Consider the following 25176-nt stretch of genomic DNA (forward strand, 5'->3'; position numbering starts at 1 on the left):
ACCGATTCCCCGCTTCATGATGTTCAGGGAGGCGACATCCGATGAAAGCTCACGCGCAACGTCTCATTGCCGCGCGTCTCGGTCTCGCACTGCTCACGTTGCTGATCGTCTCGGCAATCGTGTTCGGTCTCACGGGCCTCTTGCCCGGCGACGCCGCGCAGCAGGCCCTCGGTCAGGCGGCCACGCCCGAGCAGGTGGCCGCGCTGCGGCACCAGTTCGGCCTCGACCAGCCCGCGCTCACGCGCTATGTTCACTGGCTGCTGCAAGCCGTGACCGGCAACTTCGGCACCTCGGTGTCGAACAACCAGCCGGTGAGCGAGCTGATCGCCACGCGCCTGCCGAATTCGCTCGTGCTCGCGGGGCTCACCACGCTCGTTTCGGTGCCGCTCGCACTCGCCATCGGCATCTTTTCCGCCGTGTTCCGCGGCTCGCTGCTCGATCGCGTGCTCAACGTGCTCACGCTCTCCGCCGTGGCCGTGCCCGAATTTCTGGTCGCCACCATCGCCGTGCTGATCTTCGCGGTGAAACTGCGCTGGCTGCCCGCGCTCTCGTACCTCTCGGAGGTGGACTCGTTCGGCACGCTGTTGCGCATCTACGCGATGCCGGTCATGACGCTGTGCTGCGTGATCGTCGCGCAGATGGCGCGCATGACGCGCGCCGCCGTGATCGACCAGTTGAGCGCGCCCTATGTGGAAATGGCGCGCCTCAAAGGAGCGTCGCCCGCTCGCGTCGTGTTGCGCCACGTGCTGCCGAACACCATCGGGCCGATCGCCAATGCCGTCGCGCTGAGCCTCTCGTATCTCTTCGGCGGCGTGGTGATCGTGGAGTCGATCTTCAACTATCCGGGCCTCGCGAGCCTGATGGTCGACGCCGTGACGAACCGCGATCTGCCGCTCGTGCAGGGCTGCGTGATGGTGTTTTGCGCCGCGTATCTGGTGCTCGTGCTGATCGCGGACCTGTGTCAAATCGTATCCAACCCGAGGCTGCGTCAACGATGAACCGACCCGCCACTTCCCATGCCGCGACCGTGCTCTACGCGACGAGCGAGAGCGAGGAGCGGGCCGCCGCCGACGTCGTCAAGGACGTGCCGGGCGACGTGCCCACGCCGCCACGCTCGCCGCTGCGCCGCATGGTCGGGCGCCTCTCGGTGCTCGGCCTGATCGGCCTTGCGATCGTCGTGTTCTGGCTCGGCGTGGCCTTCATCGGGCCGCTCGTCGCGCCGTACAAGGGCGGCGCGATCACCTCCACGGAAATCTTCGGCTCGTATAGCGCGGCGCATCTGCTCGGCACCGATTTCCTGGGTCGCGACATGCTGAGCCGCGTGCTCTACGGCACGCAGTACACCGTGGGCCTCGCGCTCGCCGCCACGCTGCTCGCAAGCGGTATCGGCATATTCTTCGGACTGCTTGCGGCTGTCGCGCCGCGCTGGATCGACGAGGTGCTGAGCCGCCTGTTCGACGCACTGATCTCCATTCCGAGCAAGGTGCTCGCGCTCGTCGTGATCGCGGCGTTCGGCTCGTCGGTGCCGATGCTCATCACCGTCGCGGCGCTCGCCTATATTCCGGGCGCGTTCCGTATCTCGCGCTCGCTGGCCGTGAACCTGATGACGCTCGAATATGTGCAGGTCGCCAGAGCGCGCGGCGAAGGGCTCTTCTATATCGCCCGCGTGGAAGTGCTGCCGAACATGATCCACCCGATGCTCGCCGATTTCGGCCTGCGTTTCGTGTTCATCGTGCTGCTGCTCTCCGGCCTCTCGTTCCTCGGCCTCGGCGTGCAGCCGCCGGACGCGGACTGGGGCTCGCTCGTGCGCGAGAACATCGGCGGCCTCGCGGAAGGTGCGCCGGCCGTGCTGATGCCGGCCGTCGCCATCGCGACGCTCACGGTGGGCGTGAACCTGCTGATCGACAGCCTGCGCCGTCACGGCGGCCGTGCGCATGGAGGCGGAAAATGAACATGATCGAAGTGACGGGCCTGCGTGTGGTCGCGGGCGCGGCGCCCGATCCGGTCGTCGAGATCGTCAAGGGTGTCGACTTCACGGTGAAGAAGGGCGAAGTGCTCGCGCTGATCGGCGAGTCCGGTTCGGGCAAGACCACCATCGCGCTCTCGCTGCTCGGCCATGCGCGCGACGGCTGCGCCATTGCGGGCGGCAGCCTGAAGATCGGCGGCACCGACGTGCTCGCGCTCGACGAACGCGGCCGCCGCGCGCTGCGCGCGCGTACCGTGGCTTATGTCGCGCAGAGCGCCTCGGCGGGCTTCAACCCGGCACGCACGATCATGGATCAGGTGACCGAGCCCGCGCTGCTGCACAAGCTGATGTCGCCCGCGGCGGCGCGCGAGAAGGCGGTGAGCCTGTTCCGGGCGCTCGCGCTGCCTTCGCCCGAGACGATCGGCGAGCGCTATCCGCACCAGGTGTCCGGCGGCCAGCTGCAGCGGCTGATGGCGGCGATGGCGCTCATCACCGACCCCGCCGTGGTCGTGTTCGACGAGCCCACCACGGCGCTCGACGTGACCACGCAGATCGAAGTGCTCGCGGCCTTCCGCAAGGTCGTGAAGGAGCTGGGCACGACGGCCGTGTACGTCTCGCACGATCTCGCGGTCGTGGCGCAGATGGCCGATCGCATCGTAGTCCTGAACAATGGCGCGGTGCGCGAAAACGGCACGACGCTCCAGGTGCTCGACGCCCCCGCCGACGACTACACGCGCGCGCTGCTGGCCGCCCGCCGCCGCCCCGACCCTGGTCCGCCCGCCGTGCCGCCTGCCGCCGAAGTGCCGCTGCTCGAAGTGCGCCGTCTGAGCGCGGGCTATGGCCGGGTCGATGCGAACGGTGTGCCCGCAGTACGTGTGCTCGAGGACGTGAGCCTGCGTATTGAGCGCGGCAGCGCACTGGGCGTGATCGGCGAATCGGGCTCGGGCAAGACGACGCTCGCGCGCGTGGTGGCCGGGCTGGTCGAGCGCGCGCGCGGCGATGTGCTGCTCGACGGCGTGCCGCTGCCCGCGACGCTTTCGGCGCGCACGCCCGATCAGTACCGGCGCATCCAGATCGTGTTCCAGAACGCCGACACGGCGCTCAACCCGAGCCGCACGATCGCCGACATCCTCGCGCGGCCCATGTGCTTCTATCACGGCCTGCGCGGCGCGCGGGCGCAAAAGCGCATGCTCGAACTACTGGACCTCGTGAAACTGCCCGCCTCGATTGCGAAGCGTCAGCCGGGCGGCCTCTCGGGCGGCCAGAAGCAGCGCGTGAACCTGGCCCGCGCCCTTGCGGCCGAGCCGGCGCTCATTCTGTGCGACGAGGTGACGTCCGCGCTCGACACCGTCGTTGGCGCCGCGATTCTCGACCTGCTCGCCGAATTGCGGCGCGAACTGGGCGTCTCGTACATGTTCATCAGCCACGATATTTCGACGGTGCGCGCGATCTGCGACGACGTCGTCGTGCTGTACGGCGGCCAGTGTGTCGAGGCGGGCCAGCGCGACGTGCTGGAGGCGCCGCCTTATCACCCGTACACGGGGTTGCTCGTCGATTCGGTGCCGGCCCTGCAGCCGGGCTGGCTCGACGCCCGGCGTGCCCTGGCGGGCGCCGCGCTGCCGCCGCTCGGGGCGTCGGCCGAGGTACGCGAGCTGTGCGCGTTCCGCGCACGCTGCCCGGTGCGTATCGATGGCGCGTGCAATGTGTCGGCGCCCGTGATGAAGCGCTTGCCGAGCGGCGCGCAGATCCTTTGCCATCACACGACGGCGGAACTGGAACGGCTGCAGACCGCACAGGCTGCACAAGTCGCACAGGCGACGCAATCCAACGGGAGGGCAGCCGCATGAGCGCGCGCTTCGTGAGAGTGGCGGAAGCGGGCCGCCCGACCTTCGAGATCGAGATCGACGGCCGCGTGGCGCAGGCCGCCGAGGGCGACACGCTGATGGTCGCGCTCCTCGCCACGCAGGACGCGCTGCGCGACTGCGAGTTCGACGATGGACGCCGCGCCGGTTTCTGCCTGATGGGCGCGTGCCAGGACTGCTGGGTGTGGACCGCGCAGGGCGAGCGGTTGCGCGCCTGCACGACACCCGCGGCGCCGGGCATGTCGATCGTCACCCGCAACGTGCTTGCCGGGGAGGGCGTATGGCCGCGCGCGCAGAACTGAAGGTCGTCGTGATCGGCGCGGGACCGGCGGGCGTGCGCGCGGCGCAGACGCTGGTCGCGGCGGGCCTGCGACCCGTCGTCGTCGATGAAGGGCGGCGCGACGGCGGGCAGATTTATCGGCGTCAACCCGAAGGTTTCAAGCGCAGCTACGAAACGCTCTACGGCACCGAGGCCGAACGCGCGGCGTCGCTCCATCGCGACTTCGACGCGCTGCGCTCGCAGATCGACTATCTGCCTGACACGCTCGTCTGGAACGTCGGGCCGAAGTCTGTGCATCTCGCGAGCGGCGCACGCTACCACGAGCTGGCCTTCGACGCGCTGATCGTCTGCAGCGGCGCCACCGACCGGCTCATGCCCGTGCCGGGCTGGCATCTGGCGGGCGCATACAGCCTGGGCGGCGCGCAGGTCGCGCTGAAGTCGCAGGGCTGCGCCATCGGCGCGCGCACTGTCATGATGGGCACCGGCCCGCTGCTTTACCTCGTCGCCGCGCAGTACGTGAAAGCGGGCGCGACAGTAAGCGCGGTGCTCGATACGTCCACGCTCGGCCAGCGCCTGTGCGCGTTGCCCGATTTGCTGCAAGTGCCCGCCACGCTGCGCAAGGGCATGGCGCTCGTGCGCACGCTGCGCCGCGCGGGGGTACCGACGCATCGGGGCGTGACGCCGCTCGCGATCGAAGGCTCGCCCGAGCACGGCGTGACGGCGGTGCGCGTGAAACTCGCGAACGGCGGCGAAGCGCGCGTGGCATGCGACGCCGTGGCGCTGGGCTATCACTTGCGCTCCGAAACGCAAATTGCGGATCTCGCCGGTTGCGCGTTTCGTTTCGATCGAGCCGCGCGGCAATGGCTGCCCGAAGTCGATCAGGACGGCCGCAGCAGCGTGGCAGGCGTCTATCTGGCCGGGGACGGCGCACGCGTGCGCGGCGCCGACGCGGCCGAGCGTGCGGGCCGTCTTGCCGCTCTGGCGGCGTTGCAGGATGCGGGCGCGGTCTCACCGAATGGAGCACTTGCCGAAGTGGCGACACTGCGTGTCGAACTCGCACGCTTCACGCGCTTCGCACAAGGATTGCGCCAGGCATTTCCGTGGCCCGCGCATTTCGCGGCGACGCTGCCTGATGACACCGTCGTCTGCCGCTGCGAAGCCGTCACGGCGGGCGAATTGCGCCGCGTAGTGCGCGAGACGGGCGCGACCGAAGCGAATCGCGCGAAGGCGTTCTCACGCGTGGGGATGGGGCGCTGCCAGGGCCGCTTCTGCGCGCACGCCGGGGCCGAAGTCATCGCAGCCGAGGCGCGTGTACCGCTGGAAGCCGTGGGCCGGCTGCGCGGGCAGGCGCCTGTCAAGCCGTTGACGATGACGCTGAGCGCCGCGGTGAATGGTATCGACGAAGCGCAGGGCGGTGCGGCGGCCGCCGCGCAAACGCAGCCCGGCGCATGCCGCACAAAGGAGTTCAGCGAATGACGGATCGCGCCGACGTGATCGTGATTGGTGGCGGCATCATCGGGACGTCCACGACGTTCTTCCTGAGCCGCCGCAAGCGTTCAGTGATCCTGATCGAACGCGGGCTCACGGGCCAGCAGGCGAGCGGCGTGAACTTTGGCGGCGTGCGCCGCCAGGGACGCGCGCTCTCTCAACTCGCCATGTCCAATCGCGCGCTCGATATCTGGTATCGCGCGCAGTCGCTGCTCGGCGAGGATGTCGAGTTTCTGCCTTCGGGCCACACGCGCGTGTGCTACCACGCACACGACGCCGAATACTTTCATCGCTACGCCGGGCAGGCGCGTGCGTACGACCTCGATCTCGAAGTGCTCGAAGGCGCCGCGATGTTCAAGCGCTTCCCGTTCCTGGGCCGCGAGGTGCTGGCCGCCTCCATCTCGCCGCGCGACGGTCACGCCAATCCGCGTCTGGCCGCACCGGCGTTCGGGCGCGCCGCCGCGCGGCTCGGCGCCACTCTCGTGGAGAACACCGAGATCGTGCGCGTGGAAAAGGAAGCGGGCGGCTTTCGCGTGGAGAGCGCAACGGGCGCCGTGTGGCGCGCGGAGCAACTGCTGATTTGCGCCGGTGCATGGGCGGGAGCGCTCTCCGCGCAATTCGGCGAGCCGGTGCCGCTCGTCGCGCGCGGCCCGCAAATGGCCGTGACCGAGCCCGTGCCCTACCGCTTCATGCATTCGATGGGGGTCTACACGTCGATCAAGGAGGAGAGCGTGTACTTCCGGCAGATTCCGCGCGGCAACCTCGTGCTGGGCGGCGGCGCCCCGGGACCCGCCGATGCAGCAACGCGCCGCGCCGGCGTGCTGCCCGGCAACACCGTGCAGCAGATCGCGCAGTTCCGCCGGTTGGTTCCCGCGCTTGCGCCGCTGCATGTGATCCGCGTGTGGAGCGGCGTGGAAAGCTACCTGCCGGATTCGGAGCCGGTGATTGGCCCGAGTTCGACGACAGACGGCCTTTTCTATGCGTTCGGCTTCAGCGGCTCGGGCTTCCAGATCGGGCCGGGCGTGGGTGAAACGCTCGCGGAACTGCTCGACGCCGGCGCAACCGACATACCGCTCGAACCGTTTTCGATTGCGCGCTTCGGGCGCGCGGCGCCCGCTGCAAGCGCGCACACATCGACTGCCAGCGAGGCTTGATCATGCATGACGCGAATGCATCCGTTGCTGCGCCAGTCACGCCGCTTCGCGACGCACTGGCCTATATCGACGCGAATTTCGACAAGTCCGTGAGCCTCGCCGAACTGGCCGAGGTATCGGCGCTCAGCGTCTCGCGATTCGCGACCGTGTTTCGTGAGCAGGTCGGCCTTTCGCCATACAAGTACCTGTGCGAGGTGCGCGTGCGCCGCGCGCAGCTATTGCTGCTGGCAGGCGTGCCGGGCGCCGTGGTCGCGACGCAGGTCGGCTTCTTCGACCAGAGTCATCTGGCGCGCCATTTCAAGCGCTTTTGCGGCGTGACGCCCAGCGCCTTCCTGCAGCAGGCGAGGGCGCTCGAAGCGGCTTGAGCGCCTTCTGTCCTGTGTCGCGCGTCACAGAATGACGTAGACCTTGCGCATCGTTTTGTCGACTCCCCTCGTGCTTTGCGTGTAATGAGTAGGGGCGCTTCAGCGCTTCCGAACGATGCGCTGCTCGATCTTGCCGAGCCGCACCACGGTCACGCCCGGGCGCAACTGGCGCAGCGAAGGCATCACGAGGATGCAGTCGTCGTAGGGCGTGACTACCGGCGCGCCATCGGACCAGCCGATCACGGCGCCGGCCTCGGGAAACACTTCGAGGCCCGTGTAATCGCCAGCGAAGCGGAAGTCCATGCTCTTCGCCACCACGGGCTCGGTCACGCGCACCACGCGCATTTCCGGCGGAAGCGGTTGCAGCCAGTCCGCGGGCAGATCCGCTTGTTCCACGACACCCGAGAGCAGCAGAAAGCGCGCGGTGACATCGCGCGCCACGCTCACGGCGCTTGCTTCCCAATGCTGTCCGCACTCGATCAAGAGCGCGTTCTTCGCGCTCGCGGCGTCGCCGAAGCCTTCGTAATCGCGCATGCGGCGGCCTTCCGGGTGGCCTTCGTCGCAAATGACGGTGGCCGGTGCGCCTAGCCGCGCAGAGAGTTCGACGCCCTTGGCGAGCGGCCCCGCGACGATGAGCGGCATGCACCTCTCGTGCATCGAATGGAGGTCGAGCAGCAGATCGACGTCGTCGATCACGGGCCGCATCGCGCGGGCGCGGCGCAGTTCGTTCGATTCGCGCGTGAGGTCATCCAGCGCCTGCGCGGTCCATACGCGGTTGAAGTCCTGATCGACGAAACGCGCCGCGTCGGGGTGCGCGGGGTCGAAGCGGCGGTAGGCCTCCACGTTCGCGAACGCGAGCGTGAGCTTGCCGCGTCGTGGCCGCAGCCGCGCGTGCAGCAGCGCGTCGACGACGATCGCGCCGCACACCTCGTTGCCATGCGTGAGCGCATTGATCATCACGTGCGGGCCGGGCGCGCCCGCGTCGAACGTATGCACATAGGGGATGCCCGTCTCGCTGCGCTCGTGCACGGCGATGTCGGGAAACGCGACTTCGATCGGATAGGTGCTCATGCAAGCCCTCCCTGGCAGAGGTATTTGATGCAAAGGTAATCGTCGAGCCCGTACTTCGAGCCTTCCCGGCCATAGCCCGATTCCTTCACGCCGCCGAACGGCGCCGCTTCACTAGCGAGCGCGCCTTCGTTGATGCCGACGATGCCCGCTTCGAGCTGCCGCGCGACGCGATCGATGCGGCGCACGTCCTGGCTGTAAAAGTAGGCGGCGAGGCCGTATGGCGTGTCGTTGGCGGCGCGAATGGCCTCGGCTTCGTCGTCGAAGCGGAATAGCGGCACGACGGGACCGAAGGTTTCTTCGCAGCTTAGCTGCATGTCGGGCGTGGCGCCTGCGAGCACGGTAGGCGCGTACCAGTTCGCGCCCAGTTCGCTCAAACGCTTGCCGCCCGTGAGCACGCGTGCGCCGCGGCTCACGGCGTCGTCCACATGGCGCGCGATCTTCTCGACCGCGCGCGCATTGATCATCGGGCCGATCTGCGCGGCGGGGTCGGTCGCAGGCGCGACTTTCAACGCGGCCACGCGCGTGGCGAGCTTGTCGGCGAAGCGCTCGAATATGCCTGATTGCACGTACACGCGATTAGGGCACACGCAGGTCTGGCCGCCGTTGCGGAACTTGGCGGCCATGAGGCCTGCAACGGCAGCGTCGAGATCCGCGTCGTCGAAGACGATGAACGGCGCGTTGCCGCCCAGTTCGAGCGAGAGCTTCTTCAACGTGGCCGCCGATTCCTTCGCGAGGTGCTTGCCCACGGGCGTCGAGCCGGTGAAGGTGATCTTGCGCACGCGGGCGTCCGCGAGCCAGTCGGCGGCGGCGCTCACGCCGCGCTCGCGCGACGCGCAGATGAGGTTCAGCACGCCAGGCGGCACACCCGCCTCGTGCGCGAGCATGACGAGCGCGAGCGCGGTGAGCGGCGTATCTTCGGCGGGCTTGCCGACCACCGTGCAGCCCGCGGCGAGGGCGGGGGCGATCTTGCGCGCGATCATCGCGAGCGGGAAGTTCCAGGGCGTGATCGCCGCGACCACGCCAACGGGCTCCTTCACGGCGCTCATGCGCTTACCGCGCTGCTGCTGCGGGATGAGGTCGCCGTAGATGCGCGTGGCCTCATCGGCGAACCAGGCGACGTAGGACGCGCCATACATCGCTTCGCCGTGTCCCTCATGCAGGGGCTTGCCTTGTTCGAGCGAGATCAGTTGACCGAGTTCGTCGGCGTTCGCCACGATCAGCGCATGCCAGCGGCGCAGCACGGCGGCGCGTTCGGCGGCAAGCGTGTCGCGCCAGGCGGGGAATGCGCGGGCGGCAGCGTCGGTCGCTGCGCGTGCGTCGTTCGCATCGCTATCGGCGACGTCGGCGATCGTTTTGCCGGTCGCGGGATCGGTCACGGCGAAGCGCGTGCCGGAGGCCGAGGGCACCCATTGCCCGTCGATGAAGTTGTCGCCGCGAATCAGCGCGCTCAAGGGATAACGCGTGGTCATATGCCGGTTCCTTTCCGCACGTGCGGAAGAAAATGGATCGATGCAGGGAAATGAGCGCGCACGACGAGTGCGCCGAAGCCGCGAGGTTTCAGCGCGAAGCGCGCGCGAGAAAATGGATGCGGGACGCAGGAGCGCGAGGCGCGTGCCTCACGTCCGTTGCTCATGCTCAGGAATGCAGGTTCTGCGAGAACAGCGTTTCGAGCGGGTAGTGCGGCTTGACGAACGCCGTCTTGATGATGACGTAGCTGAAGTACTTCTCGATGCCGATATCGCGCTCCAGCAGCCCCTCGACGATGCTCTGATAATGGCTCACGCTGCGCGCGACGAACTTCAGCAGATAGTCGTAGCCGCCGCTCGCGAGATGGCACTCGACCACCTCGTCCACCTCGCGTATTGCCTTCTCGAACTTGATGAAGTCCTCGCGGCGATGGTCGGCGAGCGTGACCTCGGTGAACACCATCTGCACGTCGCCCAGCTTTTCCAGCTGGATCTGCGCGCCGTAGCCGACGATGAACCCCGCCTTCTCCAGACGTTTTACGCGGATCAGGCAGGGGCTTGGCGACAGCCCGACTGCGTCGGCCAGTTCGACATTCGTGATGCGCCCCCGCTTCTGCAGCTGCGAGAGGATGCGCAGATCGATTCGGTCCAGCTTGCAGTCGTTGCTCATCGTGATGGGGGCGGCCCTGCATGTCGAAGTGTCGAGTGATGGTATCACGCGGCGACACGGGCGCTGACCCCATTCTTTGTCCTCAATGCGGCGCGCACTTCGGGCTGCGCGAGCACGTCGTCGAGTGTTTTTTCGAGGCGCTCGAACAGCAGGTCGAACTCGCTTTCGGCGTACGAAAGCGCGGGCGCGAAGCCGAGAATGCCGTCGCCGAACGCGCGGAATACGAGGCCGTTGCCATACGCGGCGGCGGCGATGCGATCGGGCAGGCCGAGCGAGGCGTCGAAGCGCTGTTTGGTCTCCTTGTCGGCGACGAGTTCGAGCGCGCCGAGCAGACCGCGGTGACGCGAGTCGCCCACGAGCGGGTGGGCGAGCAATGCGTCGAGCCCCTGAGCGAAGCGCGGCGCGCGCGCGACGCCGTTCGCGAGCAGGCCGCCTTCGTGATAGAGGCGCATGACTTCGAGGCCGATGGCCGCGCTCACGGGGTGCGCCGAATAAGTGTGGCCATGGCCGATCACGGCGGCGGCGTCGCCATCGGCAATGCCTTGATAAAGGGCATCCGACATCAGCACGGCGCCCATCGGCGCATAGCCCGCGGTGAGGCCCTTGGCCACCGTCATCAGATCCGGCTCGACGTCTTCGGCCTGGCAGGCGAAGAGCGGACCCGTGCGGCCAAAGCCCGTGATCACCTCGTCGGCGACGAACAGAATGTCGAGCTTGCGGCACGCTTCGCGCATGGCTTTCAGCCAGCCGGCGGGCGGCACGATCACGCCACCCGAACCCTGGATCGGCTCGCAGAAAAACGCGGCGACGTTTTCGGCGCCGAGTGCCGCGACTTTCGCTTCGAGCGCGTCGACCGAAGCGGCGATGAGCGCTGCGTCGTCCGCATGCTCGCTGCGATATGCATAGGGCGACGGAATATGATGCTGCGTGGCGAGCGGCAAGTCGAAGTTGCGATGGAACGCGGGCAACGCAGTCAGCCCCGCGCCGACTGCCGACGAGCCGTGATAGCCGCGCTCCTGCGCGATGACGTGCTTTTTCGCGGGGCGGCCGGTGGCGTTGTAGTAGTGCGTGATGAAGCGCAGCGCCGAATCCACTGCATCCGAGCCGCCCAGCGTGAAGTACACGTGTTGCAGCGAAGCAGGCGCGCGCTCGACGAGCAGCGCGGCCAGTTCGATGGCGGGCTCCGAGCCGAAGTGAAAATAGCCCGTCGCGTAGGGCAGGCGCGCCATCTGTCGCGCGGCGGCTTCGACGATGCTTTGATGGCCGTAACCCGTGTTGACGCACCAGAGGCCGGAGAACGCGTCGAGTAGTTCGTTGCCCACGGCGTCCCGCAGGAACACGCCCTGGGCGGATTCGAGCACGGTCACGCCGCGCGCTTCGTGCGCACGGAAGTTCACGACGGGATGGATCAGATGTTTGCGGTCGGCTTCGATGAGCGAGCGATTCGGCATGGTTCGGTTCCCGGCTGATAAGTCAGAGGAGTGCGGCGCCTGGCCGTTGATTGGGCGTTGGCTGGCCGTTGATTCACCGTTCCATGCTACCGGGCCGATACCGGTGCGCGTTTCGCCAATTAATTCGCGAAATAGCGTGTTTGTGGCGTTTTGATCGGGGAGCGCAGCATATTGTGCTGCGCCCTCTGCGCCGTCACGAGACTCAATAGCCGCGCGTGCGGTCGATGAGGCCGAGCATCGGCAAGCCGTCGCGGTGGCGGCGGATGTTGTCGAGCACCACATCGACGGCCGTTTCGGGCCGCGTGGCGCTGGCAATGTGCGGCGTGAGGCGCACACGCGGATGCGTCCAGAACGGATGCTCCGGCGGCAGCGGCTCGGGGTCCGCGACATCGAGAATCGCATTGCGCAGTTGCGCGCGATCGAGCGCGTCTAGCAGCGCTTGCTGGTCCACTTGCGGCCCGCGTCCGACGTTGATGAACGAGGCGCCCTGCGGCAGCTTCGCGAAGAGCGAGGCGTCGAGCAGGCCGCGCGTGGCTTCGGTGAGCGGCAACAGGCAGATGAGGATATCGGTGCGCGCGAGGAAGGCGTCGAGCGCCTCGGCGCCCGCGTAGCACTCCACGCCAGGCAAGGCGCGCGGCGAGCGGCTCCAGCCCGCGCATGCAAAGCCGAAGAGGCGCAGGCGTTCGAGCACCGCGCTGCCCAGCATGCCGAGCCCCAGCACGCCAACGCGACGCGACGCGGCGGCGCGTACGGGCAGGGCGCGCCATACGCGCTGCTGCTGTTGCAGGGCGTAGTCGAACAGATCGCGATGAATGGTCAGGACCGATTGCGTCACGTACTCGACCATCCCCTCGACAATGCCCGGCTCGATCATGCGCACCACGGCGATGTGCTCCGGCACGCCGGAAAGATCGAACTGGTCGATGCCCGCGCCCACGGAGAAGATCACTTCGAGATTGGGCAGCGTACGCGCGGGGTCCTCGGGCGGTTGCCACGCCGCGAGAAAGCGCACAGCGGCGGGGTCGCCGGTATCGGGCCACAGGCGAAAAGCGATCTCGGGAGCCTTGTGCGCGAAAAGCTGTGCCCATTGCTTGCCGCGCTCGGGGTCGGCTTTGTAGAGGAGCGTCATGAGGTCGGTTTGCGCAATCAGCCTAGCGCCTGATTGACGATGGCGAATTGCAGCACGCCAGGATCGTGCGCCGGCGCGCCGTTGCGCGACATCTTCACGACCGTGTCGACGCGCGCGAGGCCGATCGATTCGAGCCAGGGGCCGAGGCCGTGTTCGTCGGGCGTATCGAGGCGCGTGAAGGCCCCCGCGTTGGCGGCGAGGCGGTTGGCGATCAGCGCTTTGGCGCGCTGCATGTGCAATCCATCGTCGGCGGCGACGGCCACCGGACCGATCGCATGGCCGCGGCCGAACGGGCGCAACAGCGCAAAGCCGAGCACCGTGTCGCCGCGCACCAGCGCGACGCCTTGGGACACATCGAGCAGCGGCGGCACGAGTGCGCTGCGGTCGAGCCCGCTCGCGCGCGAAGCGAGTTCGACGAGGCGCGGCGTATCGCCCGGTTCGAGTGGACGCAAACGCTCGCCCGGCGGCGGCTCGACAATCGGCGCCGCGAAACTGTCGCTCTGGTGCTGATGCAGCAGCCCAATCGTCGTGAAGCCGAGCTTTTCGTAGAGCGGCTGACCTGCCTCGGTGGCGTGCAGCACGGTCATGCGCGTTCCCAGCGCTTCGAGCAGGCGCTCCATCAACATCCGGCCGATGCCGCGGCCTTGCTGGTCGGCCGAGACGATCACGAGCCCGAGCGTCGCGCCATGCTCGCCCCACGGCCAGCACAGCGCCGTGCCCACCACGGTCGTGCCTTCGCGAACCACGTAGCCGTGCCCGGCCGCGGCGGCGGCGAAACGCCAGTCGTCGCTACGATGGGGCCAACGGAATTGCAGGGAAAGCGCGTGGGCGCCCTCGATGTCGGATTCGGTGAAAGTCTCGCAGACGAGGCTAGAGGACGCAGTCTGGCCGGACACGGCGGGCTCCTTGATCGAAGTTCGATGACTCACTTTGACAGGACGCGCGCGCCGGGAATAGGACGATCCTGCTGTGCGGCCGATCGAAGCCGGTTCTGAGCCCGCTGCCGAGTCCGCCCAATCAAGGTCCGCTGCCGCGGGCGGTCCGCACGGTCAAGTGGTTCGACACCGAGGTGACGCCGCGCACCGAGCGGGCCGCGTCGCCGGCCCGCGCGATCTGCGACTGGTGCGGTACCGACCCCGTCAACGAGACGACGCCCTCATGCGCCGTGACGTGGACGTTGGCGAAATTCAGTCCCGTGGTGCGCGTGAAGGCCCGGCGCACATCTCGCACCAGCGCGCTGTCCGATCTGCCCGACTGCGCGGGCGCGCCTTCCTGAGCAGACGCCTCGCCAGGCGCGCTCGCGGCCGTTTGTGCGTACGCATAGCCCGTGCAACTCGAGATGGCCACGAGGACCAGTGCGCGGGCGATTTGGCTTTTACCGTTAGTTTTCATCCTTCTTCCCTTTGCCAGGTTCTGCAGGTTCCCCAAAGTTCTGCGCCCGCCGCCGGAGCGCATCGAAAACAAGCGGCGGATCAGTACGTTGTAGGTGAAATCTTTGGCGAGGAGAAGAAGGCTGCCAGGAGGTCGCCGACAACCCATGGTGCATGCGTGGACGGCGCCTCCTGCGTAGCGCTTACTTTCCTTGAAGAAGCAGCCCGAGCGGCGCGAGCGGGCCCACCGGCAGCAGATCGAACGCGAGGATGCCGGCCTGGGCAAGCGGTAGCGTATCCAGCGTAGCCTTCACATCGTCGACCGAGCCCGAGCTCATGAGAAACACCACGCCCGGCTTGTCCTGGCGAAACCAGTACTGCTCGATTTTGTCGTCCAGGTAGAGCTTTAGCGTGGCCGGCACTTCGTGCGGCATGATCTCGTCGCGCTGCGCGGGCGTGAGTTCCTTGACGATCGATCCAATGGCGAGAACCTTCATGACAACCTCCTTGATCCATGTTTGTTGCGACTTGCAACGCGATTGAGTGTATCGTTGGGGTCTCGTCGGCTGTACTGTCACAAACGACAACTTTAGAGGCATTTACGCCATGCGCATTGCTGTCCTGGCTCTCGACGGCGTCTTCGATACCGGGCTCTCCGTCACGCTCGACGCGTTCTCGGTCGCAAACAAGCTTTCGGCCGCGGCCATGGGCGGCGTTCCGCGTTTCGACATCACGCTCGTGGGGGTGAGAAAGCGGGTGCGCTCGGCTCACGGCCTCGCGGTGCCGGTGCAAACGGTCGCGCCGGATGCGAAGCCCGATTGGGTGATCGTGCCGGCATTGGTGACGCTGTCTGCGCAGGAGCTGATGCGGTCGTTCGAGCGCCGGGACGTCGAAGAGGGCATGGCGCGTTTGCTCGAATGGCAAGCGGGGGGCGCGCGAATCGGCGCATCTTGCGTGGGGACGTTCATCCTCGCAGAGGCGGGGCTGCTCGATCACCGCGAAGCCACGACCAACTGGTCGCTCGCGCCGTTCTTCCGGCAACGCTATCCGCATGTTCAGTTGAACGAATCACGCATGCTCGTGCCTTCGGATATCGGCGTGACGGCCGGCGCGGCCATGGGGCATCTCGATCTCGCGCTCTGGCTGATCCGTTCGGCGAGCCCCGAACTCGCATCGCTCGTATCGCGCTATCTGCTGGCCGACATCCGCTCGTCGCAGGCGCCGTACATCATCCCGAATCATCTCGCGCAGGCCGATCCGCTCATTCAGCGCTTCGAGCAATGGGCGAGAAAAAATCTCAAGTCGGGATTCTCGCTGCAGGACGCCGCGAAGGCGCTGGCGACGAGCTCGCGCTCATTGCAGCGCCGCTGCCAGGAAGTGCTCGGCAAGTCGCCGCTGGCGTACTTTCAGGATTTGCGGGTCGAGCACGCGCAGTCGCTGCTGCGCAGCGGCAAGCTCGACCTGGAAAGGATCGCCGCCGAAGTCGGTTACGGCGACGGCGCGACGCTGCGCAGCCTGTTGCGACAGCGCTTGGGAAGAGGGGTGCGGGAACTGCGTTCCGACCTGTTGTGACCGTGCGGCCTTTCTATGGCGCGAGGCCGAGCACCGTGAGGTGCATCTCGCGGCGCTCGACAAAGCCCAGCGTGCGATAAATGGAAATGGCGCCGTGATTCGACGTGAGCACGTGCAGGAAGGGTGTCTCGCCGCGCGCACTGATTGCCGCCATCAGCAGCTTCATGAGGCTCGCCGCGAGCCCTTGTCCCCGGAACGCCGGGTCCACGCACACGGCGCTGATTTCGGTATGGCCTTCGATCTTCATGCGTTCGCCGGCCATGGCGACGAGCTTGCCCTCCCTGCGCACACCAAGGTAACCGCCGAATTCGATGGTGCGCGGACCGAACGGGCCCGGCTGCGTTGCGGCGGCCAGCGCGAGCATCTCCGGCACGTCTTGCCCCGTTAGCCGCGCGTACTTCAGCGCGGTGGGCGCAGGCGCTTCGCCTTGCCAAACCATTTGCAGCAGCGTGGCGTGCCGGATCAGCGCGAAGCCGTCGGGTGGCTCCACGGCATCCAGCGTGGTCAGGGCAACGGGTGCGTGCTCTTCGATCAGTCCGCGCAAGGCGTCGAACGATTCAGGCGTGGTGTCCGTCATTGCCGCAAAGGGGGCGACGGCGGGCGCATACCGCACTGCGCGCTCGTTCCCAACGGCGAGATGGCGCTGGCGGCCCGTCAGCGCGTGCCCTGGCACGTTGTCCAGCGCGGTCGTGCTGCCCGCAGGTTTCGTTGCCAGCACATCGAACATGATTCGCGCTCCGGAAAGGGATGGTGACGGTTTGCGACGGTAGTCTAGCCGAGGCGGGTTCGGCGGACCACGGCCGAACCCGCCAACTTTGGCGTCATTCCCGCCAATGCCTTTCGTCACGCACCGCTTGCCAGCGCTTCGAGCACGGTGTCCAGTTCGACATGCCCGCGAAGGATTTCATCGGCAGGCCTGGAAAAACAGATCCAGCCCTCGTTGAATCCGTCCAGCATGCGCATTCGCGGCAAGGGATGCTTCATGCCTTGCGACAGGAAGCGCGACTCCCATTCCTGCCGGTTCACCGCCACCGCGCGCACAGGCCGGCCAAGCACGCGGGCGAACGCGGAGGCGATGTCGTTCGCGCTCACACGGCGCGGGCCCTCCAGCTCGACCACGCGCGTGCCGCTCCACGTCTGCTGCAGCAGTTCGGCGGCGAGGCGGCCGACGTCTGCGGTCGCGACCATCGGCACGGCCTGGTCGAGCGGTTGCAGGTAGCTCTCGATCACGCCATGGTTGCGCGCGCTCGCGACATCCCACGCGGCGTTCTCCATGAACCAGCCGGGACGCAAGAAAGTCACCGGCACAGGCAGCGCGGCGAGCGCCTGCTCCATCAGCGAGAGTTGCGTGAGCAGATTGCTCTCTTGCGCCTGCGCACCGATGGTCGACAGACACACGACTTTCGCGGGCCGTGCGTTGTGGATCGCGGTGCAAACGGCGTCGATGACCGCGCGCGACTCCGGGAAGCCCGGCGAGGGATCGAACTGCGGAGGCAGCAGGATGAACACGCCCTGCGCGCCGCTGAATGCCGCGATCAGCGCGGCGGCGTCTTCCATGCTTGCCGTGGCCAGCTCGCATCCTCGTGCTTGCCACGACGCGGCGCGCGCAGCGTCGCGCACGACTGCCCGAACCGGTTGCCCAGAGGCCAGCAGCGCACGGGCGAGTGCGCCGCCCACTTTTCCGGTAATGCCTGTAATTGCGTACACTTGAAACCCTCCGCATGCGACGACGAATGTGTCGAAAAAGCCGAACACGATTGGCAGCGAGGTGCTGCCTGGTGCCGTTTCGGTGAGACGCATTCTGGACGCAGGGCGGCCGAAGCTAAATGCCGCGAAGGGCACTACATCAGTGACTCGGGCGCACGAATCGGATGGCCGATCCATCATCGCCAAAGGCTGCCAGGGGCCGCCGTACCGGCTGCCATTGGAACGACGACATTGAGAACAACGACACTCGAGAACATTTCCGGCGCGATCAACGTGTTTGCCGCCGTTGTCGACGCGGGGACCTTTGCCGCCGCGGCAGACGTGCTCGGCATGTCGCCGCCAGGCGTGAGCCGTGCGATTGCGAGGCTGGAGAAGCGGCTCGATATCCGGCTCTTCAATCGCACGACGCGATCGATTTCGCTCACCGAAGGCGGGCGCCGTTTCTACGAGCAGGTGGTTCCGCATCTCGCGGGGCTCGAGGAAGCGGCCATCGCGGCATCGGGCAATGCGTCGGCGGTGCGGGGTAAGCTGCGGGTGAATCTGGACCCGGTGTGCTATCGGGCGATTCTCGGCGCGGAACTCGACCGCTTCATGGACGCCCATCCCGAACTCGAGATCGAACTGATCGCGAGAGATAGTCTTGGCGACCTGGTTGCGGACGGATTCGATGTCGCGATGCGATTCGGCAAGCCACGATCCTCCACGCTGGTTGCTCGCAAGCTGCTCGATACCGCTGTCGTGACGGTCGCGGCGCCGGCCTATCTCTCGCGCTGGGGAAGACCGCTGCGCCCCGAAGATCTCGAAGGTCCCGCTCACCGGTGCCTCGAATTCCGCGACCCTGAGACAGGCAAGCCTTATCCGTGGGAGTTTCATCGCAAGCGCAAGCACGTCGTGCTAGCGACGCAAGGGCGGCTCACGGTGAACGATCCGGGCGCCTTGCTCAATGCGTGCCTGGCCGGTTCCGGTATTGCGCAAATGCTGCTTCTCGGCGCCGAGCCCCTGATTGCTGAGGGCAGGCTGGTGAATCTGTTTCCTGACTGGCCCGACGAACGCTTCCCGCTATACGTCTACTATCCGTCACGCCACTACATGCCCGCGAAAACGCGCGCATTCATCGATTTCATCGTTGCCTGGGCCGCTGGGCATTGATTGCGTCGACATCACAGCGGCACGCGTTGCCGGCAGCTCGAAAACGTGGATTCCAGCGGAGTGGAGTGATTCGCGCAGTTCTCCCCGTTGTTCCGGCAGTTGCACACGGCGGTTGCACAGAAACGATCCGGGCACCAGAGTCGTTCCCTGGTGAGCCATCCCGACCGGCCGGAAACGATTCGTGCTCAGTGCTTGCCCGGGAACGAGAACGTCGCACGCGCGCTGCCATTGCCGGCGACGTTTACACGCTGCGTCCTCGTTACCTCGTTATAGGTGGCGGTGATCGTGTAGCGTCCGGCCGGCAGTCGCACGAGCATGTACGGACCGTGCGAACGCGTGTCGAGCACCGACGTGCCGCCAGCGTTCGTTATCTGCACGTGCACGTCGGCCACATAGCTCGAACCGGGGCCGGTAAACAGCATCGAGAGCGGCCACTGGCTGCGCGCGTGCCGCAGTGCGGAAGACTCGTCGCGGCCGACCCCGCCGGAGACGAACGAGATGTCGCCTTGCTGCTCCGTTTGGGGCATGCCCGTTTGCGCGAGTGCGCTGCTTGCCATTGCGAATGCGCACATTGCAGCGAGCAGGGCCGACGCGATTCGGGGAACCTTGCGTTGCCTTTCCATCGTGGTCACTCCTTACAGTGATGTCGATCTCGCGCGCGCAGGGGCGCCGCCGCTTGCGAAGGCCTCGTAACAGATTAGCTTTTTTCGGCCCGCGATGCGTGCTGCACGCCGCGTTCACAGGCCGGCGCGCCGCATTCGCAAGCGTCATGCAAATCACATCGAATGCCGAATTTCCGTTGCGTTCGCAACAATCACATTACCGGTAGCTTGCAATTACCTGTCGGTTTGGCGCCTTTCATGCGTGTTAGCTACCGCCAGCCGGGAAAATACTGAGATAAAAGCCCGTAAGGGTACTCAATAGTTTTTATATGATTATTTGGAGTTTTGCTACATCAACCGGCGAAGCCAAAGCGGATGCATCAAAGCAAACGTTTGCGCGCTGCAACTAAACCGGTTTCCCCGCAGGAAGTCTGCCGGTGCCCGACGCGGCCGGCCGTTCTGCCAGACCTGTTTGCCGGTCTGATCAGTACTCCATAACGTATTCGAACTCTCGGAGAGACATATGAGGATCACCCGTTGGCCCACCGCCGCCGTGCTGATTGCGATGGCCGCTACCGCCCATGCCGGCGACAGCAGCAACGACGTACCTTATCCGTTGCCGATGCCATTGATGGCCATCCCCCAGAACCTCGGCGCGCACGTTCGTGCCGACCTGCTGCTCAAGCGCATGACGCAGGACGAGAAGCTCCAGTTCATCCATTCCGAATATCAGATGAGCGCCGTGCCGGGCGGCGGCGCGGGCTATATTCAGGGCGTGCCGCGTCTGGGCATTCCCGACCTCAATATGGTTGATTCCGCAACGGGCTCCGGCAGCACGAGCCAGAAGAGCACGACCTTTCCGGCGACGATCGCGCTCGCGGCAAGCTGGGACCCCTATCTCGCGCGCGACTTCGGCGCACGCATAGCCGACCAGTTGCGCGAGCAAGGATTCGGCATGGGACTGGGCGGCGGCACGAACCTCGCGCGCGAACCGCGCGGCGGGCGTCTCTTCGAGTACCTCGGCGAAGACCCCGTGCTGGCGGGCGAAATTCTGGCGGCGCGCACCATCGGTACGCAAAGCCAGCAGGTGATCGCCACGATCAAGCACTACGTCGGCAACGAACAGGAAACGGGCCGCCAGGGCGGCAACAGCCAGATCGACGAGCGCACGCTGCGCGAACTCTATCTGCTGCCGTTCGAAATCGCGGCGAAGGAAGCGCGCCCGGGCAGCGTGATGTGCAGCTACAACCGCCTGAACGGCACCTACGCATGCGAAAACACGCATGTGCTGACCGACGTGCTGAAGAAGGACTGGGGCTTCCAGGGCCAGGTGCAGTCGGACTGGGGCGCGACGCATAGCACGGCCCCGGCGATCAACGCGGGTCTCGACGAGGAAGAGGACGTGGGCCCGACGGTCTACCTCACGCCCGATCTGGTCAAACAGGCGATCGCTTCGAAGGCCGTGTCGCAGGACCGTCTGGACGACATGGTGCGGCGCAAGCTCTATGTGATGATCAGCACGGGCGTGCTGGACCATCCGGCGCAGGGCGGTGCCACGATCGACTTCGCGAAGTACAACGCGTTCACGCAGGCTGCGGAAGAACAATCCATCGTTCTCCTGAAGAATGACAACAGCCAGCTGCCGCTTTCGGCCCCGAGCCTGCACAAGATCGCGGTGATCGGCGCTCACGCCGATACGGCCGTGCTGAGCGGCGGCGGCTCGGGCAATACGCGCGATCCGGTCACGGGCAACTTCTCGGGCTGCGGCGGGCTCACGTTCGCTTCGTCCACGGGCTGCGGCTGGTGGACCAACCCGTGGCTCAAGCTCAATACGCCTATCACCCAGGCGATCCAGCAGCTCGCGCCTTCGGCGCAGGTGAGCTTCGCGGGCAACACCGACCAGACGCAGCCGTTCCGCGCCTATACGCAGCAGGAGATCACCCAGGCCGCGACGCTCGCCAGCCAGTCCGATGTCGCGATCGTCGTCGTGGCGCAGCCTGCGGGTGAGGACTTCGGCGATCTGCAAAGCCTGAGTCTCGCGAACCCGTCGAATCAGGATCAGCTCGTCGAGGCCGTTGCGAAGGCCAACCCGCGCACGATCGTGATCATCGAGAGCGGCAATCCGGTACTGATGCCGTGGAAGGACCAGGTCTCGGCAATCGTCGAGGCATGGTATCCGGGCGAGGGCGGCGGCAAGGCGATCGCGAACGTGCTGTTCGGACAGGTGAACCCTTCGGGCAAGCTGCCGGTCACGTTCCCGGTGCACGATCAGGACACGCCGACGTGGGGGACGAACGGCGCCTTCGCGACCGATCCCGTGTACTCCGAAAAACTGGACATGGGCTATCGCTGGTATGACGCGAACAACATCACGCCGCTTTACGAGTTCGGCTATGGCCTTTCGTATACGCACTTCAGCTATTCGGGGCTGACGGTGAAGCAGGGCCCGGGGCATACGCTCACAGCGTCGTTCACGGTGCGCAACGATGGCCGCGTAGCGGGTGCGGAAACGGCACAGGTCTATCTGGGCGTGAGTTATGCCGGCGAGCCGCCGCGTCGTCTGGTTGGTTTCCAGAAGGTGTTCCTGAAGCCGGGTCAGTCGCAGCCGGTGCGCGTGACGATCACCGAACGTGCACAGAGCGTTTGGGACACGACGCATAGCGACTGGGCTTATGTTGCCGGCGGCGCGGTGTATGTGGGGGCTTCGTCGCGCGATATCCGCCTGCAGAGCCGGTAAGCGAGAGGACGCACAGAGGCTGCGTTGGCGGCCTCTGTGTTCAATTCCTGAAAACGGCCGGCTCGCGAACGTTTGCGAGCCGGTACAAAATCGAATTCGCAAGTCTTTCCGTATCTATCATTCGCACACGCGAGAACGTAAATGCATACTCTCGCGAACATGAATGACTTCCGCGGGTAATCCCCATTCAATCTGAATAGGGAAAGCAGGTAGACTTACCCACCCGTCCGTGGGCCTTCCTCCGTTTGCGCGTTTTCCAGATACACGCCGTCACGCTTTACTGTGACTCTGTCTCGTAGTGCCGCGCGCACGCGACGCATGGAAGCTGAACCAAAAAGAATACTAAATCAGCCATGAGACTGATCACACGCGCAGTGAGCTGGCTTACCGAAGGCAACCGCCGCGGTCGAATCGTTGTGGTGCTCGTCCCCATGTGGATGAGTGCCGTTGCGGCGGCCGTGTTCGCTCAGCAGTCCCGTGCTGCGATAGCGTGGCTCGTCGCGGCACTCGCGTGCAGCGTTGTGCTATCGATGCTGCGCTTCTCCCAGCGACTCGCCGCTCGTTTGCGTTTGAGCGAGGAGCGTCTCAGCCTCGGGTTCGAAGGCATCAACGCTGGGCTATGGGACTGGGACCTGGTCAACGACCGTGCCTACTATTCTCGCTATCTGTATCAGCAACTCGGGTATGGCGACGGCGACCTCCCCATGGACACCCGCGCGTTCAATGCGCTCGTGCATCCTGCGGATCTGCTCCGTTTGCGCGAGACCATCATCAACCATCTGAAGCATGACAGCCTCTACGACGTCGAGTACAGGCTGCGAATGGCCGATGGTCGATATCTGTGGTGCCGGGGACGCGGCAAGGCCATACGCGACGAGAGCGGCCGGGCGACGCGCATCGTCGGTTGCCTCTTCGATATCTCCGGGTTGAAGCGCGCAGAAGCGGCCGCCGCGAAGGAAAAGAGCCTCACCGAAGCCACGCTCGCTTCGATCGACGACGGTGTGATCCGCATGGACAACCAGGCGAGCGTGACCTATTGCAACGCCGCCGCCGAGCGCATGCTCGGGCGTGCCTCGCGCGATATCTACCTGAGGCCGTTGTTCGACGTCTGTGATCTCTACGACGAGCGGTCCGGCAATATCGTCACTGCGCAATGTCTGCACAACCGTGCTGCAACGGCCGATGACGACGCGCAACGCAGACTCTCTGTGACGCGCCCGGATGGCTCGCTCCTGCCCGTGGCCTGCTCTGTGGCGACGATCCGCGATGACGAAGAGGAAATGCTGGGCACGGTGATGGTGCTTCGAGACGCGAGCACGGAGCGCAAGCATGCCGCCGAACTCGAATATCAGGCTACGCACGATCATCTGACGGGTTTGCTGAACCGCCGCGAATTCGAGCGCCGGCTTTCGAGCTTGCTCGAGAAGGCCGGGACACGCCCGCATGCGGTGATGTTCCTCGACCTCGATCAGTTCAAGGTCGTCAACGATACGTGCGGCCACGCGGCCGGCGACGAATTGATCCGCAGTGTGGGTGGTGCCCTGAAAGAGCAGCTGCGCGCTGCCCATATCCTCGCCCGCCTCGGCGGCGATGAATTCGGCGTCGTGCTGCCGGAGTGCTGCATCGACGACGCCCTGCGGGTCGCGGAGGATCTGCGGGAGGCCGTGACGGTCATCCGGCTACCCTGGGACCAGCGTTTGCTGACGACCGGCGTGAGCATCGGTGTGGTGGAGGTGGACGCCGCGCAAATCTCGACGTGGGACATCATGAAGGCGGCAGACGTCGCCTGTTATATGGCCAAGGAAAAAGGCCGCAACCGCGTGCACCAGTATTGCCTCGAAGATCAGCTCCAGTCGACCACCCATACGCAGATGGAGTGGGTGGCCCGCGTGAAGGCCGCGCTCGAGCACGACCGCTTCCGCCTCTACGCGCAACAGATCAAGTCGCTCAAGGAGGGCGGTCCCGGCGAAGAAGTGCATGTCGAGTTGCTGCTGCGCATGGTCGACGAATCGGGTGAAGTGATTCCTCCCGCGTACTTCATTGGCGCCGCCGAGCGCTTCAACTTGATGCCGCTCGTCGATCGATGGGTGATCGGCCGTGCTTTCGAAGCCATTGCGGCGGGCCATCTCGCCGCAAACGTCTGGTCGATCAACCTCTCCGGCGCGTCGCTCGGCGACGAGGACTTATTCGCGTACATCGTGCAGCAGCAGCAGCGTTGCGCAATCAGTTTCGAAAGCGTCTGCTTCGAGATCACGGAAACGGCCGTGATCACCAATCTCTCGAAAGCGATTACGCTCATGGAGAGCCTGCGAGCACTCGGCTGCCGATTCGCCCTCGACGATTTCGGCTCGGGCATGTCCTCGTTCACTTACCTCAAGCGCCTGCCCGTGGACTACCTGAAGATCGACGGCAGCTTCGTGCGCGGGATTGCCAGCAGCGACCTCGATCGGACGATCGTCCAGTCCATTCACCAGGTGGCCCATGCCGCCGGCAAGGCGACCATCGCTGAATTTGTGGAAAGCGAGGCGATCATCGGTCGCCTCAGCGGGATTGGCATCGACTACGCGCAAGGGTTTTGTGTCGGGTTGCCCCAGCCGCTTCCCGAAGGCGTCGTCGAGACCGTCGGCGCTTGTTCGACAGCGACATCACTGCGCTCGAATTCGATTGTGCTGTGACGTGCAGCTGCCGTTCCCGATTTGGTGACAGAAGGGGCGACCTGTCACGTGTGGGTACCGGTAGCTGTCGAAAATTGGCGTAGCGGACCCCAAAAATAAATATTCGAAAGTCGCTTGACGATATCCGGAATGACCCGCATAATTCGCCTCCTTCGCTGATCGCTGCGAACGAAAACGAAGCGATTAAGACGAATTGCTCTTTAAAAATTTACAGCCGATAAGTGTGGGCGCTTGATGCGGTGGCGACCTGGTCTTGTTCTTCGGAATGAAGCCGGGAGCAGCAAAAGTATCAAGAGTCTCACACTAAAGTAAGTCAGGTTTTTGAATTTATTCAGAACCTGTCAGCTTTGAGTGAGCGACCGGTCTCGAGAGAGACCGAAAACAGTAACAGGTATTGAACTGAAGAGTTTGATCCTGGCTCAGATTGAACGCTGGCGGCATGCCTTACACATGCAAGTCGAA

22 protein-coding genes and 1 rRNA gene are annotated in these 25176 nt (G+C 65.7%); 12 read left to right on the forward strand and 11 right to left on the reverse strand.

The window, feature by feature from the left end; all coding sequences use genetic code 11:
- Positions 1-41 precede the first annotated feature (41 nt).
- From AB3X98_RS05670 to AB3X98_RS05700, 7 genes are read left to right on the forward strand one after another with little or no spacing between them, the layout of a single operon-like run.
- Entirely contained in the window at positions 42-998 is a 957-nt protein-coding gene (locus tag AB3X98_RS05670; RefSeq protein WP_069266567.1) for an ABC transporter permease, read from the forward strand.
- Positions 995-1951: an ABC transporter permease gene (locus AB3X98_RS05675; RefSeq protein ID WP_342948849.1), complete on the forward strand. Its 957-nt coding sequence runs from the start codon at positions 995-997 to the stop codon at positions 1949-1951. Before AB3X98_RS05670 ends, AB3X98_RS05675 begins: the two co-directional genes overlap by 4 nt.
- On the forward strand, positions 1948-3813 hold the full coding sequence (locus tag AB3X98_RS05680) for an ABC transporter ATP-binding protein (RefSeq protein WP_368604382.1): 1866 nt from the start codon (positions 1948-1950) through the stop codon (positions 3811-3813). Before AB3X98_RS05675 ends, AB3X98_RS05680 begins: the two co-directional genes overlap by 4 nt.
- A complete protein-coding gene (locus AB3X98_RS05685; RefSeq protein WP_069266564.1) occupies positions 3810-4130 on the forward strand; it encodes a (2Fe-2S)-binding protein in 321 nt (106 codons plus the stop codon). The genes AB3X98_RS05680 and AB3X98_RS05685 overlap by 4 nt, the downstream gene beginning before the upstream one ends.
- Positions 4109-5584, forward strand: coding sequence for an FAD-dependent oxidoreductase (locus AB3X98_RS05690; RefSeq protein WP_368604381.1), 1476 nt, complete (start codon positions 4109-4111; stop codon positions 5582-5584). Before AB3X98_RS05685 ends, AB3X98_RS05690 begins: the two co-directional genes overlap by 22 nt.
- On the forward strand, positions 5581-6750 hold the full coding sequence (locus tag AB3X98_RS05695) for an NAD(P)/FAD-dependent oxidoreductase (RefSeq protein WP_368604380.1): 1170 nt from the start codon (positions 5581-5583) through the stop codon (positions 6748-6750). Before AB3X98_RS05690 ends, AB3X98_RS05695 begins: the two co-directional genes overlap by 4 nt.
- Before the next feature lie 2 nt (positions 6751-6752).
- The gene (locus tag AB3X98_RS05700) at positions 6753-7115 is read left to right on the forward strand and encodes a helix-turn-helix domain-containing protein (RefSeq protein WP_069266562.1); all 363 of its coding nucleotides are present in this window, start codon (positions 6753-6755) and stop codon (positions 7113-7115) included.
- A 99-nt stretch (positions 7116-7214) separates the two neighbouring features.
- Here AB3X98_RS05700 and AB3X98_RS05705 read toward each other — a convergent pair whose 3' ends face one another.
- The 8 genes from AB3X98_RS05705 to AB3X98_RS05740 form a co-directional block, all read right to left on the reverse strand.
- A complete protein-coding gene (locus tag AB3X98_RS05705) occupies positions 7215-8186 on the reverse strand; it encodes a succinylglutamate desuccinylase/aspartoacylase family protein (RefSeq protein WP_069266561.1) in 972 nt (323 codons plus the stop codon).
- The gene (locus tag AB3X98_RS05710) at positions 8183-9655 is read right to left on the reverse strand and encodes an NAD-dependent succinate-semialdehyde dehydrogenase (RefSeq protein ID WP_368604379.1); all 1473 of its coding nucleotides are present in this window, start codon (positions 9653-9655) and stop codon (positions 8183-8185) included. Before AB3X98_RS05710 ends, AB3X98_RS05705 begins: the two co-directional genes overlap by 4 nt.
- Before the next feature lie 166 nt (positions 9656-9821).
- The gene (locus AB3X98_RS05715) at positions 9822-10322 is read right to left on the reverse strand and encodes an Lrp/AsnC family transcriptional regulator (RefSeq protein WP_069266559.1); all 501 of its coding nucleotides are present in this window, start codon (positions 10320-10322) and stop codon (positions 9822-9824) included.
- Between the two features lie 44 nt (positions 10323-10366).
- Entirely contained in the window at positions 10367-11773 is a 1407-nt protein-coding gene (locus tag AB3X98_RS05720; RefSeq protein ID WP_368604378.1) for an aspartate aminotransferase family protein, read from the reverse strand.
- A gap of 202 nt (positions 11774-11975) precedes the next feature.
- Complete coding sequence (locus AB3X98_RS05725; protein WP_069266557.1) at positions 11976-12902, reverse strand: glyoxylate/hydroxypyruvate reductase A; 927 nt, start codon at positions 12900-12902, stop codon at positions 11976-11978.
- 17 nt (positions 12903-12919) lie between these two features.
- Positions 12920-13798 carry a GNAT family N-acetyltransferase gene (locus tag AB3X98_RS05730; RefSeq protein ID WP_342948858.1) on the reverse strand — a complete coding sequence of 293 codons (879 nt, stop codon included), beginning with the start codon at positions 13796-13798 and terminating at the stop codon, positions 12920-12922.
- A 121-nt stretch (positions 13799-13919) separates the two neighbouring features.
- Positions 13920-14294 carry a BON domain-containing protein gene (locus AB3X98_RS05735; protein WP_368604377.1) on the reverse strand — a complete coding sequence of 125 codons (375 nt, stop codon included), beginning with the start codon at positions 14292-14294 and terminating at the stop codon, positions 13920-13922.
- Positions 14295-14475: 181 nt separating this feature from the next.
- The gene (locus AB3X98_RS05740; protein WP_254357309.1) at positions 14476-14769 is read right to left on the reverse strand and encodes a hypothetical protein; all 294 of its coding nucleotides are present in this window, start codon (positions 14767-14769) and stop codon (positions 14476-14478) included.
- Between the two features lie 109 nt (positions 14770-14878).
- On the opposite strand from AB3X98_RS05740, the gene AB3X98_RS05745 reads away from it, so the two are divergent.
- The gene (locus AB3X98_RS05745; protein WP_069266555.1) at positions 14879-15844 is read left to right on the forward strand and encodes a GlxA family transcriptional regulator; all 966 of its coding nucleotides are present in this window, start codon (positions 14879-14881) and stop codon (positions 15842-15844) included.
- Between the two features lie 13 nt (positions 15845-15857).
- Here the strand turns inward: AB3X98_RS05745 and AB3X98_RS05750 are convergent, their stop codons facing one another.
- Together AB3X98_RS05750 and AB3X98_RS05755 are read right to left on the reverse strand one after the other, a co-directional pair.
- Positions 15858-16571 (reverse strand): GNAT family N-acetyltransferase, encoded by a 714-nt coding sequence (locus AB3X98_RS05750; RefSeq protein WP_368604376.1) that lies wholly within the window; start codon positions 16569-16571, stop codon positions 15858-15860.
- A gap of 116 nt (positions 16572-16687) precedes the next feature.
- The gene (locus AB3X98_RS05755; protein WP_368604375.1) at positions 16688-17551 is read right to left on the reverse strand and encodes an NmrA family NAD(P)-binding protein; all 864 of its coding nucleotides are present in this window, start codon (positions 17549-17551) and stop codon (positions 16688-16690) included.
- A gap of 231 nt (positions 17552-17782) precedes the next feature.
- Here AB3X98_RS05755 and AB3X98_RS05760 point away from each other — a divergent pair, with 231 nt between their 5' ends.
- Positions 17783-18700, forward strand: coding sequence for a LysR family transcriptional regulator (locus AB3X98_RS05760; protein ID WP_368604374.1), 918 nt, complete (start codon positions 17783-17785; stop codon positions 18698-18700).
- 185 nt (positions 18701-18885) lie between these two features.
- Here the strand turns inward: AB3X98_RS05760 and AB3X98_RS05765 are convergent, their stop codons facing one another.
- Entirely contained in the window at positions 18886-19323 is a 438-nt protein-coding gene (locus tag AB3X98_RS05765; RefSeq protein ID WP_069266552.1) for a carboxypeptidase-like regulatory domain-containing protein, read from the reverse strand.
- Positions 19324-19825: 502 nt separating this feature from the next.
- Between AB3X98_RS05765 and AB3X98_RS05770 the strand changes: the two genes are divergently transcribed.
- The 3 genes from AB3X98_RS05770 to AB3X98_RS05780 all read left to right on the forward strand — a co-directional run.
- Positions 19826-22039, forward strand: a complete 2214-nt coding sequence (locus AB3X98_RS05770; protein ID WP_069266551.1) for a glycoside hydrolase family 3 C-terminal domain-containing protein — start codon at positions 19826-19828, stop codon at positions 22037-22039.
- A gap of 353 nt (positions 22040-22392) precedes the next feature.
- The gene (locus AB3X98_RS05775; RefSeq protein ID WP_368604373.1) at positions 22393-24714 is read left to right on the forward strand and encodes an EAL domain-containing protein; all 2322 of its coding nucleotides are present in this window, start codon (positions 22393-22395) and stop codon (positions 24712-24714) included.
- Between the two features lie 396 nt (positions 24715-25110).
- Positions 25111-25176: ribosomal RNA gene (locus AB3X98_RS05780) — 16S ribosomal RNA — on the forward strand; the annotation flags it as partial.

Origin of the sequence: Paraburkholderia sp. BR14312 (assembly GCF_040948675.1) — a bacterium.
GTDB lineage: Bacteria > Pseudomonadota > Gammaproteobacteria > Burkholderiales > Burkholderiaceae > Paraburkholderia > Paraburkholderia nodosa_A.

Bases quoted from the DNA above. Each gene is read 5' to 3' on its own strand.
- AB3X98_RS05690 (WP_368604381.1), top strand. From the start codon at position 4,109: ATGGCCGCGCGCGCAGAACTGAAGGTCGTCGTGATCGGCGCGGGACCG.
- AB3X98_RS05675 (WP_342948849.1), top strand. From the start codon at position 995: ATGAACCGACCCGCCACTTCCCATGCCGCGACCGTGCTCTACGCGACG.
- AB3X98_RS05695 (WP_368604380.1), top strand. From the start codon at position 5,581: ATGACGGATCGCGCCGACGTGATCGTGATTGGTGGCGGCATCATCGGG.
- AB3X98_RS05745 (WP_069266555.1), top strand. From the start codon at position 14,879: ATGCGCATTGCTGTCCTGGCTCTCGACGGCGTCTTCGATACCGGGCTC.
- AB3X98_RS05710 (WP_368604379.1), bottom strand. From the start codon at position 9,655: ATGACCACGCGTTATCCCTTGAGCGCGCTGATTCGCGGCGACAACTTC.
- AB3X98_RS05765 (WP_069266552.1), bottom strand. From the start codon at position 19,323: ATGGAAAGGCAACGCAAGGTTCCCCGAATCGCGTCGGCCCTGCTCGCT.
- AB3X98_RS05700 (WP_069266562.1), top strand. From the start codon at position 6,753: ATGCATGACGCGAATGCATCCGTTGCTGCGCCAGTCACGCCGCTTCGC.
- AB3X98_RS05715 (WP_069266559.1), bottom strand. From the start codon at position 10,322: ATGAGCAACGACTGCAAGCTGGACCGAATCGATCTGCGCATCCTCTCG.
- AB3X98_RS05685 (WP_069266564.1), top strand. From the start codon at position 3,810: ATGAGCGCGCGCTTCGTGAGAGTGGCGGAAGCGGGCCGCCCGACCTTC.
- AB3X98_RS05670 (WP_069266567.1), top strand. From the start codon at position 42: ATGAAAGCTCACGCGCAACGTCTCATTGCCGCGCGTCTCGGTCTCGCA.
- AB3X98_RS05735 (WP_368604377.1), bottom strand. From the start codon at position 14,294: ATGAAAACTAACGGTAAAAGCCAAATCGCCCGCGCACTGGTCCTCGTG.
- AB3X98_RS05720 (WP_368604378.1), bottom strand. From the start codon at position 11,773: ATGCCGAATCGCTCGCTCATCGAAGCCGACCGCAAACATCTGATCCAT.
- AB3X98_RS05725 (WP_069266557.1), bottom strand. From the start codon at position 12,902: ATGACGCTCCTCTACAAAGCCGACCCCGAGCGCGGCAAGCAATGGGCA.
- AB3X98_RS05775 (WP_368604373.1), top strand. From the start codon at position 22,393: ATGAGACTGATCACACGCGCAGTGAGCTGGCTTACCGAAGGCAACCGC.
- AB3X98_RS05770 (WP_069266551.1), top strand. From the start codon at position 19,826: ATGAGGATCACCCGTTGGCCCACCGCCGCCGTGCTGATTGCGATGGCC.
- AB3X98_RS05705 (WP_069266561.1), bottom strand. From the start codon at position 8,186: ATGAGCACCTATCCGATCGAAGTCGCGTTTCCCGACATCGCCGTGCAC.
- AB3X98_RS05740 (WP_254357309.1), bottom strand. From the start codon at position 14,769: ATGAAGGTTCTCGCCATTGGATCGATCGTCAAGGAACTCACGCCCGCG.
- AB3X98_RS05680 (WP_368604382.1), top strand. From the start codon at position 1,948: ATGAACATGATCGAAGTGACGGGCCTGCGTGTGGTCGCGGGCGCGGCG.
- AB3X98_RS05750 (WP_368604376.1), bottom strand. From the start codon at position 16,571: ATGTTCGATGTGCTGGCAACGAAACCTGCGGGCAGCACGACCGCGCTG.